13 protein-coding genes and 1 pseudogene are annotated in these 14,717 nt (G+C 54.5%); 1 reads left to right on the forward strand and 13 read right to left on the reverse strand.

Going from position 1 to position 14,717, the window contains the following annotated elements; genetic code table 11:
- Positions 1-230: 230 nt before the first annotated feature.
- The 3 genes from AUC71_RS16055 to AUC71_RS18240 are packed head-to-tail and all read right to left on the reverse strand — an operon-like array spanning position 231 to position 3,485.
- On the reverse strand, positions 231-743 hold the full coding sequence (locus AUC71_RS16055; RefSeq protein WP_069625061.1) for a hypothetical protein: 513 nt from the start codon (positions 741-743) through the stop codon (positions 231-233).
- A 44-nt stretch (positions 744-787) separates the two neighbouring features.
- On the reverse strand, positions 788-1,756 hold the full coding sequence (locus AUC71_RS16060) for an asparagine synthetase B family protein (protein ID WP_069625062.1): 969 nt from the start codon (positions 1,754-1,756) through the stop codon (positions 788-790).
- Positions 1,692-3,485: an FkbM family methyltransferase gene (locus tag AUC71_RS18240; RefSeq protein ID WP_083238515.1), complete on the reverse strand. Its 1,794-nt coding sequence runs from the start codon at positions 3,483-3,485 to the stop codon at positions 1,692-1,694. Before AUC71_RS18240 ends, AUC71_RS16060 begins: the two co-directional genes overlap by 65 nt.
- A 612-nt stretch (positions 3,486-4,097) precedes the next feature.
- Here AUC71_RS18240 and AUC71_RS18245 point away from each other — a divergent pair.
- On the forward strand, positions 4,098-4,553 hold the full coding sequence (locus AUC71_RS18245) for a sulfotransferase family 2 domain-containing protein (RefSeq protein ID WP_204376765.1): 456 nt from the start codon (positions 4,098-4,100) through the stop codon (positions 4,551-4,553).
- Positions 4,554-4,704: 151 nt separating this feature from the next.
- Here AUC71_RS18245 and AUC71_RS20470 read toward each other — a convergent pair whose 3' ends face one another.
- The 10 genes and pseudogenes from AUC71_RS20470 to AUC71_RS16105 all read right to left on the reverse strand — a co-directional run bounded on the left by AUC71_RS20470 (position 4,705) and on the right by AUC71_RS16105 (position 14,700).
- Complete coding sequence (locus AUC71_RS20470; RefSeq protein ID WP_069625064.1) at positions 4,705-4,998, reverse strand: hypothetical protein; 294 nt, start codon at positions 4,996-4,998, stop codon at positions 4,705-4,707.
- A complete protein-coding gene (locus AUC71_RS18990) occupies positions 4,995-5,552 on the reverse strand; it encodes a hypothetical protein (RefSeq protein ID WP_069625065.1) in 558 nt (185 codons plus the stop codon). The genes AUC71_RS20470 and AUC71_RS18990 overlap by 4 nt, the downstream gene beginning before the upstream one ends.
- On the reverse strand, positions 5,543-6,631 hold the full coding sequence (locus tag AUC71_RS18250) for a class I SAM-dependent methyltransferase (protein ID WP_083238520.1): 1,089 nt from the start codon (positions 6,629-6,631) through the stop codon (positions 5,543-5,545). Before AUC71_RS18250 ends, AUC71_RS18990 begins: the two co-directional genes overlap by 10 nt.
- A 71-nt stretch (positions 6,632-6,702) precedes the next feature.
- Positions 6,703-7,404, reverse strand: a complete 702-nt coding sequence (locus AUC71_RS18255) for a glycosyltransferase family 2 protein (RefSeq protein WP_158007901.1) — start codon at positions 7,402-7,404, stop codon at positions 6,703-6,705.
- Positions 7,405-7,487: 83 nt separating this feature from the next.
- Positions 7,488-9,392 (reverse strand): glycosyltransferase, encoded by a 1,905-nt coding sequence (locus AUC71_RS16080; protein WP_069625066.1) that lies wholly within the window; start codon positions 9,390-9,392, stop codon positions 7,488-7,490.
- A gap of 35 nt (positions 9,393-9,427) precedes the next feature.
- Positions 9,428-10,293 (reverse strand): annotated as a pseudogene (gene rfbA / locus AUC71_RS16085) (glucose-1-phosphate thymidylyltransferase RfbA).
- Between the two features lie 19 nt (positions 10,294-10,312).
- Positions 10,313-11,227 carry a dTDP-4-dehydrorhamnose reductase gene (gene rfbD, locus AUC71_RS16090; protein WP_069625067.1) on the reverse strand — a complete coding sequence of 305 codons (915 nt, stop codon included), beginning with the start codon at positions 11,225-11,227 and terminating at the stop codon, positions 10,313-10,315.
- Positions 11,227-12,291, reverse strand: coding sequence for a dTDP-glucose 4,6-dehydratase (rfbB, locus tag AUC71_RS16095; protein ID WP_069625068.1), 1,065 nt, complete (start codon positions 12,289-12,291; stop codon positions 11,227-11,229). The genes rfbD and rfbB overlap by 1 nt, the downstream gene beginning before the upstream one ends.
- Positions 12,288-12,860, reverse strand: coding sequence for a dTDP-4-dehydrorhamnose 3,5-epimerase (gene rfbC, locus AUC71_RS16100; protein ID WP_141701777.1), 573 nt, complete (start codon positions 12,858-12,860; stop codon positions 12,288-12,290). The genes rfbB and rfbC overlap by 4 nt, the downstream gene beginning before the upstream one ends.
- Positions 12,861-13,305: 445 nt before the next feature.
- Positions 13,306-14,700, reverse strand: a complete 1,395-nt coding sequence (locus AUC71_RS16105) for a UDP-glucose dehydrogenase family protein (RefSeq protein ID WP_083238524.1) — start codon at positions 14,698-14,700, stop codon at positions 13,306-13,308.
- Between the last annotated feature and the right edge of the window lie 17 nt (positions 14,701-14,717).

Here is a 14,717-nt window from a genome sequence, read left to right on the forward strand (position 1 = left end):
AGCGACCTGGAAGCATAGCTGCCGCGGAACCGTCGTGTAGTCTCCCCTGTAGCGCTTACTTACCTGATCTAGGGAGTTGACGAGCTTCTGTCTGTATTCCGCATGCGAGGGCCCGGGAGCGGAATGCCATGCCGAATTAAGCCTGGCCCATCGAGGCCACTGATGCGAGGGCTCGCGCTGTAGTCGCTGCTGAATACGGCTTGTGATCAACGCGGAAGCTTCAGGCATCATCAGCCTGAGAGGAGATCCTCCATGTCCGGCGCATAGAAGGCGTGCTTAGGGTGCTGTTCTTTCAGCTTGATCGGAATCTCGAAGCCGATCTCCAGTGCCGTGCGGGTCATGAACGCCTCGTAAATGGGGTATTCACGCCGTGCTGCCTGGAAATGAGCAATATGTCCCTGGCGGGTCGCCGGATAGGCGGTGGTCAAACTCGGCTCGTGGTGCCCGGTGATGCTCAGCAACGCATCCGACTGTTCCCAGCGCCCAGAGATGCCGTCGACGGTTTCACTATCAAGCGTTGTACCGAATGTCGTCAGCATCCAGCGCGGGGCATCGCTCGAGATGGTACCTGCCCGCATGGCCTTGCACCGAGCCCAATAGAAGGGACTAGCGAGATGCAATATCGTGTCGGCCATGTATCCGCCGAGCAGGAAGGGACTCTTTATCTCTCCGAGGGCCTGATCCCTAAAATGAGCGTGCTCCCGGTCCGTGTGGGACGGAATGACAGGCGCGTTTTTGAGCATGCGCGCTCCGTATCCGCCATTCGGGGGGGCGACGCATTTATGCCTCACGCCAAGCAAATGTGCTGCGCGCTTCGCCAACCAGACTCCTGATTTCGAATCGGCGAAATCGTGATTGCCTCGACGTCGAGCAGGTTGCCACGCGTGGCCATTGCGACCAGATATCGTGTATCCAACCCAGCACTTAACGTGGCGGCTCCTTTGCCGCCTAATTCCGCGCGAATCCGCCCGAAGGTCTTAGTAACACTCTCGCGAAGGCGTTCAGCCCACGCTGGAACCGATTCTCCCTCGATCGGAAGCGGCGGGGTCCAATAGCGGCTCGACGACACAATGCCGTCTGGCGTCAGCGTTGTGCTTGAGGCCGGTGCGATCTGCCAAATGTCTTTGAACAAAGTGTTGGGGAACGAGAGCTGCGTGGTCGCCAGAAACTCGCGGACCGAAAGGTCATCCAGTTCGGTTGGAACGCAAAGCGCGATCAGATCAGGACTCGTTGCGATGTAGAGATCGCCGCCAAACAAACCGTAGAACAGCGGGACCGCGCCCCAGGCGTCGGTTATGACCTGGACCGTCGTTGGAGCCTGCGCCCGAATGAGGGCAGCCGGATGCTCGGGCTCAACTGACTTGGCATCGAGCTTCCACTTTCCGGCGATTCCTATGGTGCGGCTTGCCCCCAGTCGCTCACGCACAGCAACGTCCGACACCAAAGGATCCCCGACAACACAGAATAGTTCACCACCAAGAGTAGTCGGCGCATAACCCCAGTAAGTGGACTCCGTCGCTACGAGAGCTCCCCATGGTCCCCTCATTTTATAAGCGGCCTGCATCTCGACCGGAGGCCTTGCCAATACCCCGAAGATCTCGGAGGCCCTGGACCGGTTACTGCAATAAACTATATCCATTGGACCAAGCGTGAGTTTCGGAAAAATTCCACTCTCCAAGTCGAGCGGTTGCCTAGCCTGCTTTTGGAATTCGCTTTTTTCGGCGCAAGACAACGTCTTGCCGATAATATTGACCATCGCCCAAAGCTACAGAGAAGGCTTCTGGCGTTGCCGGCACAACTCGTACAAGAGCGTTAAGAGGCGATTTCTTATCAAGGAGTTCGACGTCGAATTTTTTGATAATCCAACTGCGATCCGATGGTGAAACATGGAGAAGCTCAACTAATGCCGCAAAATCTTCAAAACTATCTAGCATTTCCAGCATGCCTGCGAGAGCGCGAACTTCATGTCCTTCGACATCGACCTTGATCAGCAAGCGGATCCCGGAGGCGACATCTGAATCATCGCCAAGGACTTTCGAAATCGTCGTTGTTGGTACGGTGATGGTTTGGTTCTTGTCCTTTGTCTCGCTGTCTTCTCCGCCAATACGGCTTACTCCTGACCAATTGTAGTCTATCAAGAACGGCGCTTCGCCTACGTGATTGGACACAGCGGTTTGAATAACATCAGCGCGAATCCTCGCCTCGGCGAGATTCCATTCCAAATAGGGTGCAATTAGCGGGTTAGGTTCGAAAGCCAAAACTTTTGCGCTCGTCGGCAGTTTTGTGCCTAGCAGCATTTCCCCATAGTTGGCCCCTACGTCGATTATGTGGGTCCACGGACCTTCTGCAACTAAGCGGCACCATATTTTGAGGGTCAGCGGATTTAGGTCGCCCGCTCGGCGAAGCAGTTCATGTCCACGTCTGTCCGAAGGGCTGACATGAAACCGGGGGCGAGCGGCTTCCTTAGCCGGGCGTAAAGAGTTAAGAGGCGGCCTTCGCGGCGTGCGCAAGCGGCTTTTCACAGCTCGTAGCGGCGCCGTGAGGCGCCAACTAGTCGAGGACCGCAGTTGCGAGACCGAATGCTCTAACGTCGATAGTGCCTTTCTCGTGGCAATATGATCTGCGCGTTCGCGGTCAAGGGCAATCTTCGCAGCGTCTTCCTTCGCTTTTTCCGCTGTGAGTGCCCTTTCATATTCCTGCATCTGAAGTTCGAGGGTCCGAATGCCGACCGCGGACGGAACTTGGCCGAGTCTTACGATGGTAGCGCGCTTGCTTTCGCTTCGCCCTGCCGTATGGGGCCAGGAGTGAAATTGTGACGCATGCGTATCGATTGGCAACACTTGCGGGCGCAGATTGCTGGATCGAAGAACAACGTTTAGCGACAATTGATCGCGCCTGGAGTAACGTAGGACGTGAGCGCACCAAAAGCGCATAAGTTCTCGAATATCCGGGTTGCGATGGTCACGCAGCATCAGGCCTGTCCAGAAGGGCTTTTCTTCCAGGGCCTCGGGGCATACTAGAGAATAGTGATTCAGTTGCTCGAAAACGCGGCCCTGTTCGTCTTTGCCCTGATGCACAACGGCTAAGAACTCATCGAGCACCGTTTCCCTGAATGCGTGTTGGCCGATCCCAAACCCCGTTTGCTCATCGAACTGTTCAAAGAGCTTCTCGGGCGCTTTGGTTAGAAGAACGCTGTTGTCGATGTAGAGCGAACAGTCGAACTCCGGGAGGCATTCGAAGGGCTGGATCTTGAGCGCACGCTGACTCCGAATTGGGTCCACACCGAATAGAGTTGGAACGCGCCGAACCTGCCAGCTGGTGCTCTGCAACTTTGCGTCATCCGTCAAACAAATGAACGGAACGGATGATATGGCCGCGACGGATTGCTCATTTAAGCGCTCGTAGTTTCCAACAAGTGTCGTGAAGACACAGAAGTTGGGTTGTAAGGAGTTGCCGCTAGGATTCCGTAGTGTTTCGTTGCTCATTTTTTATCACCGCGCAGGCACTACCATTGCTGAGACTGCCAAACTCCCTATCCCTGAACAGCCATTTAGGTATCGGGACGAGCCGGATGGTCGGAAATTTCGATGCCTAGGTCGACCCTCTTGCGGCACGCACGAGTTTCTAGCTTCTTGCGTCTTGAGTTTCTTGGTAGCGGGCAGCTCGCTCACCAACGTATGTAGCGCAGCGAAGGGTGCGTGGACCTCTCAAATAGCGCCTCAAGCTTTTTGGGAGTGGAAATTAGCTGTCTAAAGTCTCCGGACCGGTTCGTTCAGTGATCGATGACTTCATTGCACTACGCTCTCGCCCCACCATAGACGCCCTGATAATATTGCAACCTCGTTTCAGGAGGTACAATTGATAAGAACTCGTGCAACGGCCAAACGGTCACAGGAACTGACTAAGTACAGCAAACTATATCAGTCCTATGCGGCTATAGTCCGTCGTGGATTGCCGTTGCTTCCCTCAGAGACACAGTACAACATATCTATATCCCATGATCGGCGCTTTTTATGGTATCGCGTAGCAAGGTTTGCACGCGAACAGTATTTTCGGCAATCGATGCGGGAGGAATAAAGCTAGATGCCGATCATCCCATGAATTGTTACTACCCGCCAAAACACTTTGCGAATTATTTCAGATTCGCTTTCGTTCGCGACCCCTTGGATCGTCTCGCTTCATGCTGGCGCAACAGGGTTCTGGATCAGAATTATTTTCATCTTAGTGGCGATCAGCGTCAATCGATGTCGAATTTCAACTCATTCATCGATTGGGTGCAGACAAAAGACCTTGAGACCTGCGATGTTCACCTGCGTCTACAATGTCGGCTTATTGACCTCAATCACGTTGACTTCATTGGTCGGTTCGAAAATTTCGATAATGATTTCCGCGTTGTTGCTGCGCACATTGGCTTGCCGGTGGTCGATATTCCGCACGAAAACCGCAGTAGTTCATCAACATCCGCCGACCTTTACAGTTATGAAACGAGAAAACGGGTAACTGATTTATACGCCAAAGATGTGGCGATTTTCGGATATACTGGCCGTCTATAGTTTGAGTGCCTCTAGCGGCGTCGAGTGTCGGCTAATCATCTGTTCTGTCCCGCGGCGGCGATCTTATCGATGGGCTCTTACGCGGCCGCAAACTTACATGGGAACCTCTCCACGGATTGCGATTTCGACCCGAAGTGGTGCATGCTCGCCACTAAAGAAGCCGTATACGATAGATCTCGAGCGAAAGACCGAAGAGTTTTGTGATAACTCGCAGCTCTTCTAATGGATCGATACGCTGGCTACGAAGGAACTTGTAGAAAGCTCCGTCGCGCTGGTCGATGGGCCGCTGGTGGGTGGCTACAACAGAACCGATAACGAACGTATCGATCCCAAACCTTCTGGAAAGGTAAGCCCCTAGTAAGAGGTCTACGCCATAGCCGCTCACAGATTCTTTGAACACCCACGCCGCTTCCTTAAGGGCTCGCCTTGACAGACACGGCATCATGATCTCGATCGTGTTGGTGACCGCTGTACGACCTTCCAAGCCGGTCTCTCGAAGGGCGTCCCAGCGCCCGGGCTGTCATGGCTCAGCGCCGGCTGGGCCGCATCTAAGGAAGAGTTATCCACTTCAGCAAACAGCGCATTCAGTTGGTCGGTGCTTAGCTCAATGTCATCGTCCAAGAAGAGTACCCATTCATACCGATCGAGCAGATCTGGGCTTTCACAGGTTATCTTAGAAATGGCAGTGCACTTGGAACCTATCTGATGGCAGGCTATTTCAACCTCCGGCCTAAGGTCGGGCACGCCATCGTAAAAGTTAAGTAGCAGATCAAACGACCGATTTCTATTAGAAAGAAGTGCCTTGTTATAGCTGTTCGCTGAGCATTGAATAAAGACTAGGAAGCGCCTCTGCTTTCCTCTATCGAACAGCAGCTTGAACTCTATCTTTGAGTAAAAATCACGTTGGGACTGCCGTACACGTTCGATAAGGGGCACTTCAGCTTTGGGAAAACCGGCCTTCTTCAAGCGTTGCAACACTGACCCGAGGATCAATGACATTTGCTAGAGCCTGCTCGCAGCAACGGTTTCAGAAAGCTTCCTACCAACCTCACTGGACTGGTGACCCGCCACATCGTGGACCGTTTAACCGCCGAGAGTTGATCCTTCGCGTCCTGGCGCTTCCTCTTCTCCACTTCTAAAGCCGAGGCTTGTTGTGCAATTACACTCTGGCTATGGCAGAAAAGATTAAACAGTTGGGTCAGTCTCCGCCCAGCTGAAGGATTATCTCTCAACCAATTTAGCGTCTCTGCCACGATACCTTCAAAAGTTCCAACGTACGCGAGCCCCAGATGAAAGTAATCATTGCGCCAGACTGGCAGGCTGCTCTCTAGGTCCTTCCAATTTGATTGCATCTCGCTTGCATTGAGCGCGCCGTATTGCACTACAACCACGCCTCGATCAGACATTTTCCGGAGCCATGCCTTGAGTTCCAACGTGCCGTCATTGATAACAAGAGGGCTGACGTGCAAGAAATCTATTGAACCATCCTCGAAGAATGACAACGCGTCTTCTAATCGACCGCGGATATAGTGAGTCATATCTCGGAACCGTGTCTCAGCTAAGTTTCTGAAGTTGCACCATTCGGAATCATCGGCCCAAGCGTCTATTGCGATGCATTCAGCTGTACTGCCATAGCCTCGTCCCGCTTCGCACGCAGCAAAAAATGCTTCTCCGGTAGCAACACCGAGCTCAACGTATCTGCGAGGCTCTAGGAGCCCAACCAAGACAGCAATAATTGGGACAACGTCGCGTGACCTGTCTTCTGGGCCTACTTCAGGCACAGATGGAATGCTTCCCAGATGCAACGGATGGTCTGAAATTCCAGCCCAGTCGCACTTTGTTTCAGAGAGCTGCCTGAAAGTTGTAGGTTGGTCCAATCCCCGACCAGAGACGGGGTGTAGCCCAATTTTTATCTCGTCTCCCTCGACTTGGGCAACCGGGTCCTGCGTGTCAGGTGAGGGCACCCAACCGAGCGCCCTTTCAGCACTATGGACCGATGAGCGCATGACAGCGGGTGTATCGGGAGGATCGAAGCTCTCTTTTAGAAAATCATCGACGACCTCAATAGCCTGTTCCATGCCTCCTGTGTCCTCAGGTCGGCAACCATACTTGAGAACGAATCTTCGCAGATCCGAATCCTGACCAGATTTCAGAAGCTCCCGTAAGTGTACCAATGGTGACCTTCATTTGGCGACTTATTTGCTTTGGCCTCATAGGCAGAAATTCCGCAGTCAATTTTGAACGCTAGCCTTTCAAGAGAGCGAACAGGCACGTGGAGTATTTCACCCACTGGTGGGCCGGCTATTGGCTGAGCGCCCCTCCAAGGTGCTACCCCGTGGTTCCCCATAGAAATTTGAAAAGTTGGAAAGCGTGTTGCCCAAGGGGCAGAAATCGAAACTTTCGAAAAGGTCGAGGGTGTATTCAGCGTGAAGTATCGCTGAACGATCGGGAAGTCACAGAATGAGCCGAATTCAGATGGCAGCAGATTTCGCCAAACGAAAGAAACGACTGTCTCAGCATGAGTAGCCAGAGCGTCTTCTAGGCCAGCCCTGTCGTTAACGCGGTAGAACTCGTCCGCGTCCAGAAAAAGCACCCAATCAGCTCCGTCTTCAAACGCTCTGCGCGCCAATCGATTCGATACCTGATTCTGGTAATAACCCTGCTGTCGAAGGGCAAACCTTGAAATGGCTTTAGGATAAGCGTTGGCAAAAAACTTAGTTATCTCTTCTGTGCCGTCTGTTGACTGGTGGTCGACAACATAGATGTGGTCGAAGAGTTGCAGGGCTCTTTCCAGTACGTATGGCCAGATATCTCGCTCATTGCGTATCAATGAAATCGCCCTGATATCCAACTCATGCCCCAACGTGCGTTTTGAATGTCCTCTTGCAACACGATCAAGAGCGTGCAAGCGATCTGGCAGCAACGGCCCCGCAGTCAGCGATTTTTGTTAAGGGATAAAGCTCGCGCCAGCGCCCGCAATGGCTTTGTGATGCGCCATGAAGTAGACCTTTGAAATTCGCTGATCTGCATTTCCAGCTGCCTTATTCTATTGTCTTTGGCTTGCAGGGCATCCTTCGATGGCTTTTGTATCGCCGTTTCGGGAAATTGACCGAGGCCACCAAATAGCACTATTGCCAGGTCCAATATATCGTCCGACAGTAGCGAAGCCGATCGCCCCTCAATCGGACGCCTGAGCGGACTATGTTCACCTACAATTAGAACACCTAATCCATGTCCGTGGCCAAATGCAAAACTCGGGTACTGCTTACGAATTTGGTTCCAGAAGCGCCAAACGCCGAAGTCGGCTCGGTATTCGTTCACATCGTGAAAAAGTACTACACCCACGTCAGACAGCTTTGGCTGCCACGTAGTGAAGTCATTGCGGACAGCGTCGAATGAATGGAATCCGTCGATATGAAGCAGGTCAACCGACGAGTCCTCAAATTGCTCCAAAGCGGAATCGAAGTTTTTTCGAATATAGCCAGCAAAGGAATCATAGCTTTTCGAAATATTGTTGCGAAAATCAGTGAAGACACTGTCGACATGTCTGCCCGCGTGCGGGTCCCCAATCCAGCTGTCTATGGCCACACAATTGCACCGTAGCTGCATCCTTTCCACCGCTTGACAAGCAGCTAAGAAACTCGCTCCGTGGTGGACGCCAAGCTCGACATATCGACGGGGTTTCAGAAGTGACACTAGGCTGAACAAAAATGGAATATGCTCACTCCATGCGCTGGGGACTGGATCCCGCACATTCCAGAAGGCTGCTTGTAGTGCGGCAAAGATATCGCTCTGAGAAATCTCCTGAGGCTGCACTGAAGGTAGTTTTGAAAAATGCTCAGCGCCAAAATCGCAGCTTAATGTCACCTCTGAAGCGTTGCTCTCAGTTGAGAGTAAGCCAGCTTCGATCTTACTCGTAACCTCTACGACGCGACGTTCAGTATCAGCGTCCAAGTAGGGCTGATACCCCTTTAGGTTGTTCATGCAGGCCACCATCTTTGTGTGGTCATCTGTTCTCATGCAGCGGCGGATATCTCTCAGCTCCGCTTCCACAAAACGATGAATAATGTGATGTTTGACGAGGTTTGCGTTTGATCCCGAACCGTTCTCATAGGCCTCTAAAAGTTTCTTTCCGTATAGGCCTCTTGAGATTTTCATACGGTCTGAATGTGTAGCGGATGCACCATGTCTGCGCACTCTCGTTGAGACCTCCGGAACAAAGACATTGTCGAATCCAGCTTGGAAAAAGCGCAACCAAAGATCGTCATCTTCGTAGCCACGCAAAGTCTCGTCAAATCCTCCAACTGCGTCAAATGCTTCGTGAGAAATGACAGCTGAAGAGACCCACACCATCATGTCATTCCGCAAACAAGCCGCCAGCGTGCGCTTTGGATGTTCCTCTCCCCGGTTGGTGGCCCCAAGATAGGAGCGCTTGAATACACAACCTCTCTCATCCATCAGATCGACATCGCTATACACCCAACCCAGTGGTCTCGCTCGACGCTCTGCAAACGGCTCTATGAGATTCTCGATGTGATCGGGTAGCCATAGATCATCTTGATCCAAGAAAGCGAGCAACGCTTCCTTCACCTCTCTAGCGCCACGATTTCTCGCCGACGACTGCCCCTCTTGTTGCTGCCGCACAAGCCTGATCTTCTCATTCCTATCCGCAAATGCTTCGACGATTATTGGGCCATCGTCCGTAGACCCGTCGTCGACGACCACCACTTCCGTCGGAAGGACAGACTGAGACAGGATGCTGTTGAGTGACCCTTCGATATACTTCCCACCATTGTGCAATGGGATTATCGCAGCAACAGCCTGTTGTTGTTTGGCCATGGCAGGTTCTTAGCAGAGGAAACGGAGTGCGAAGTCTATGATGAAGAAAGCCTGACGAGATATTCTCCATATTCATTGTTTTTATAGGACTTGCCTAATCGGCCCAGTTCATCAGAATCAATCCAACCATTGTCAAATGCAATCTCTTCGGGGACTGAGATTCGCATTCCCTGTCGCCTCTCAATAGCCCGAACAAAAGACGATGCCTCCAAAAGGCTTTCACAGGTCCCCGCATCAAACCATGCATAGCCCCGACCCAACTTCTCGACACCAAGTCTCCCACGTTCTAGGTAGGCCTTGTTAACGTCAGTAATTTCCAACTCGCCGCGCGCACTTGGCATTATACTTTCAGCAATACGGACGACGTCGTTATCGTAAAAATAAAGCCCTGTCACCGCCCAGTTAGAACGCGGACTAGTCGGCTTCTCTTCCAGATCTGTGGCCCTGAGCTCTTCGTCGAAATGTACAACGCCGTAGCGTTCCGGGTCCGGCACTTGATACGCAAAGATGGTCGCTCCATCTGTAAGGCTGATGATCGCCGCAATAGGTCCACGAGGCCGTGTCCGAAGAAGATATTGTCCCCCAACACGAGCGCGCAGGAGCTTTTTCCAATGAACTCCTTCCCCAAGATGAATGCCTGTGCGAGCCCGTCCGGTCGCGGCTGAGCAGTAAATTGTATCGAGATGCCCCATTGGCTGCCGTCTCCCAAAAGCTCGACGAAACTGGCTGCATCCTGAGGAGTGGTTATCACCAAGACGTCCCGGATTCCCGCGAGCATCAACGTACTTAGGGGATAGTAGATCATGGGCTTATCGAAGACTGGTAGCAGTTGCTTGGATACTGCCCTCGTGACCGGATAGAGTCGCGTGCCGGATCCCCCAGCCAGAATTATCCCCTTCATTGCTTTTTCCCCAACTCCGCTAGAACTTCCTTATTCCCTTAGCCGGAAAAAGACCAAGGGTCGTATCGAGCATCTCGGATAAAGCGCTTCTGCCAGGTCGCATGGCGATACCATGGATTCTAGCGAAGCGGCCGCAATCGAGTGCCGAGTAGGCAGGCCTCTTTGCTAGCGTAGGATAATCAGCCGTCGTGATCGGCTCTATCGCTGGTACGTGCGCCAGCCTAGGACGAGCTTCTTCAAAAATCATTTGGGCAAAGCCACACCAGCTGGTTGTCCACTCGCCCGCGAGATGGAACGTGCCGAAGCCTTGCTTCGGCCATGTGCCTAACTGCAACCGCCGAACCAACGTCAAAATCGCCCTGCCGAGGTCTCCGGCAAAGGTCGGGTTGCCGAACTGATCATCGACAACTTTGATCTGGTCTCGCTCCCCTGCGAGCCGCAACATGGTTTTCACGAAGTTTGGGCCGTGAAGCCCGTAAACCCACGCCGTTCGCAAGACTACATGCTTCGCACAATACTCACGGACGGCCGCCTCACCCGCCAGTTTGCTCTCTCCGTAGATACTAAGAGGAGAGCCGGGATCGTCTTCGGTGTAAGGCGTCTTCTTGGTTCCATCGAATACGTAGTCGGTCGAAATATGGATGATGGGTATGTCGACTCTAGCGCAGGCGTGAGCCAAGTGGGCCGCTCCATCCCGGTTGACCGAGAATGCTGTCTCTGAGTCGGTTTCAGCCTTGTCGACGTTCGTATATGCTGCGGCGTTGATCACTACGAGGGGCGCGAAATGTACGACGGCGCGAAGCACTGCGTCAGCCACGGTGATATCGAGTGACGTTCTCTCCAAAGCTTGGCAAGGCAGGCCGAGAAGTCTGGCCTGCCGAGCGATCTCCCAGCCGACCTGACCATTGGCGCCAGTAAGTAGAATTCCCGCCATCAGACTGTAGCCGCGATGTTCTGCAATCCTAGCCGCTTGCCCGCATAGCGCCCATTGCGAATGTCCTCCCACCACCGGGTGTTTTCGATGTACCAATGGACAGTTTTTCGCAGTGCGGCCTCGAAGCTCTCCCGCGGCTCCCAGCCCAGCTCCCGCTTGATCTTGCTGATGTCCATCGCGTAGCGCGCATCGTGGCCCGGCCGGTCGGCAACAAATGTAACCAGTTCGTGTTTCGAGATAGCATGCGGAACGCACTCATCCAGCAGGTCACAGATCTGCCGCACAACGTCTATGTTACGAAGCTCCGCTTCGCCGCCAATATTGTACGTTTCGCCAATCTCGCCGCGGCTTACTACCGTCCACAGGGCGCGCGCATGGTCATCGACATAGAGCCAGTCTCTGACGTTGGTGCCTTGACCATAGACGGGAAGTGGCTTGCTTTCCAAGCCGTTCAAAATGGTCAGCGGGATGAGCTTTTCCGGAAACTGGTAGGGGCCATAGTTGTTGGAGCAATTAGTGATGACCACCGGGAGCCCGAAGGTGTGATGCCAGGCCCTGACCAAATGGTCGGAGGAAGCCTTGCTCGCAGAATATGGGCTGCTCGGAGCGTAGGGCGTCGTCTCCGTGAAGCTTCCGATGTCCCCCAGTGACCCATAAACCTCGTCCGTGGAGATGTGATGGAAGCGAAATGCTTCCTGCTTCTGCGGCGGCAGCGACGACCAATAGGCGCGCGCCACTTCGAGCAGTGTGTAAGTGCCCACGATGTTCGTCTCGATAAAGTCCGAGGGGCCATCGATTGACCGATCGACATGACTTTCTGCTGCGAGATGCATCACAACATCGGGCTCCATCACGCGAAAGAGCTCAGTCATGGCTTGACCGTCGCAGATATCGGCTCGGACGAAACGATAGCGGGGATCTCCCTCAACCACTGCAAGCGAGGCAAGGTTTCCGGCGTAAGTGAGCTTGTCGACGTTGACAACGTTGACAGACGTTTCATTGATCAGCATCCGCACCAATGCCGACCCTATGAACCCGGCGCCGCCGGTCACCACGACAATCACGGCTTCACCCCCTCGAACTGAAAATAGGCTGGCAAGTTGGCAAGTAGCGGCTGTGCCCGGTCCTTAGGAGAAAGGATCACGTCGGTGACCGGCCAGGCGATCCCCAGCGCCGGATCATTCCACAACAGGCCCTTGTCGTGCTCTGGCGAGTATACGTCGCTCACCTTGTAAAGCACCTCGGTGTTAGACTCTAGCGTGAGGAGCCCATGGGCGAAGCCAACAGGGACAAAAATCTGATTCCATTCCTCTGCGCTGATGACGGCCGACACATGACGTCCAAAAGTCGGCGACCCGACCCGTAAGTCCACCGCGACATCGAGTATGGCACCTCTGGCCACGCGCACGAGTTTGGCTTGCGCGAAGGGAGGGACCTGGAAGTGCAGCCCCCGTAGAGTTCCCTTGTGCGCAGAAAAAGCATGGTTGTCTTGAACGAGGTCGACATTAACGCCGGCGTCAGCAAACTTGCGCCTGCTGTACGTTTCGGTAAAAAACCCCCGATCGTCGCCATGCTTGGGAAGCCGGATGATTTTGACATCCGGAATCTCAAGGTCCTCAACGCTGATAGACAACCAACCCCCAACACCACGCTACGTTGACGCAGGACAACCTAGAGTAACATAGATACGGCGTCCCGCCCGCCGTCGCAACTCTATAAGCCCCCTCCCGCACCAGCCCAATGGGCTTGCCTGGGGTTGCATGACATGAAACTTGGCTCAGCAGAAGGCGTGCAATCCGAACACGTCCTATCTATTTAAAAACCTCTATGGTTGTGCTCGCAAGGGGGCGTCCCCTGGTCGTTTCTCGTGGGGAAACGGGCTCTCCCCGCCACATCGAGGTAAGCCGCGTCTTACGCTCGACGGGACCTGCCGGCGGCCGAGGTTCTGTTGGATGCCGGCTGTTCCCGACACCCCTGCGACTTCGGTCTCGCGCAAGAATTCGCCAAGATTGCGGCGATCCAGCGCAATTGGCCCGACGCGGCGCCGCGATGGCGGATGAGCCCTGAGAAACAAACCGCTAGCCGGCGTCCGTATTTGTGATCTCCATTGCGAGGCCGTTCTGCCGCGATAGCGCGACATCTAGTTGACGCGGAGACTTGAGAGTGCCAGCACCCCGTCCCACGCCTCGATAGGTGAAGCCTGCGGCTTCCGCCTGCGCCGGCTGGTAAACGTTCCGCAGATCCACGAGTGCGTCGCCGCGCATCGTTGCCCGAAGCTGCTTCAGATCGACGGCACGGAATTCATTCCATTCCGTGAGCACCACCAGAACGTCGGCGTCCCTCGCGGTCTCGAGCGCACTGCTGCACCACTCCACTTCCGGCAACAACATCTCCGCATTTTCGCGACCCTGGGGGTCGCACGCTTTGACCGTTGCGCCGCGAGCTTGGAGCATCGGCACGATCACGAGGCTAGGCGCTTCACGCATATCATCGGTGTTAGGCTTGAAGGTTACGCCCAAGATCGCGATCGTCTTGCCGCGCACGGACCCGCCAGCGGCTTCTTCGATGCGCGTCCCCATTGAGATCTTGCGCTCTGCGTTGACTTTCTCGACCTGCTCCACGAGTGAAACCGGACATCTCGCTTCGCGCGCCGTCCTGACAAGGGCGCTGACGTCTTTGGGGAAGCAAGAGCCACCGTAACCGGGACCGGCATGCAGGAATTTTGATCCGATGCGACCGTCGGCACCGATGGCATTCGCCACCTCACCGACATCGGCCCCAACCATCTCACAAAGGTCCGCCACCTCGTTGATGAAGGTGATCTTCATGGCAAGGAAGGCGTTAGCGGCATATTTGGCTAGTTCGGCGGACTCGCGGCTGGTGAAGACTATTGGCGCCTTGCGCAGAGCCAACGGCTCGTATAGCCGCGCCATGACCTCTCGACCGCGCGGACTGTCAACACCAATGAGCACACGATCAGGGTGGGTGAAGTCGCGGATGGCGGAAGCCTCCCGCAAGAACTCGGGATTCGAGCAAACCGCAAAGTCGACATCGGGGCGCAGAGCACGCAACCGCCGTTCGAGCTCCCGGCTGGTGCCGACCGGCACGGTTGACTTTGTGGTGACGACGATCTCTGACCCGACATGCTGCGCGAGCTCCTCGGCGGCCTCGAAGACGTAGCTCAGGTCGGCGTAACCGTCGCCACGGCGCATCGGCGTTCCGACAGCTAGGAAGATCACATCGGCGCCCCGGGCGCCTTCCTCGAGCGACATAGTGAAGTGCATGCGGCCGGCGGCTACGTTCCTCTCGACGAGGTCGTCAAGGCCGGGTTCGTAGATCGGAATTCGGCCCTTCTTCAGCCCCTCGACGCGATCATTGTCCTTGTCGACGCAAATAATGTTCCAGCCGAAGTCAGCGAAGCAGGCGGCTGAGACCAGCCCCACATATCCCGCGCCAATCATACAAATCTTCACGGCAAACTCCCCATAAA

The organism is Methyloceanibacter marginalis, assembly GCF_001723295.1.
In the GTDB taxonomy this organism is placed as follows: Bacteria; Pseudomonadota; Alphaproteobacteria; order Rhizobiales; family Methyloligellaceae; genus Methyloceanibacter; species Methyloceanibacter marginalis.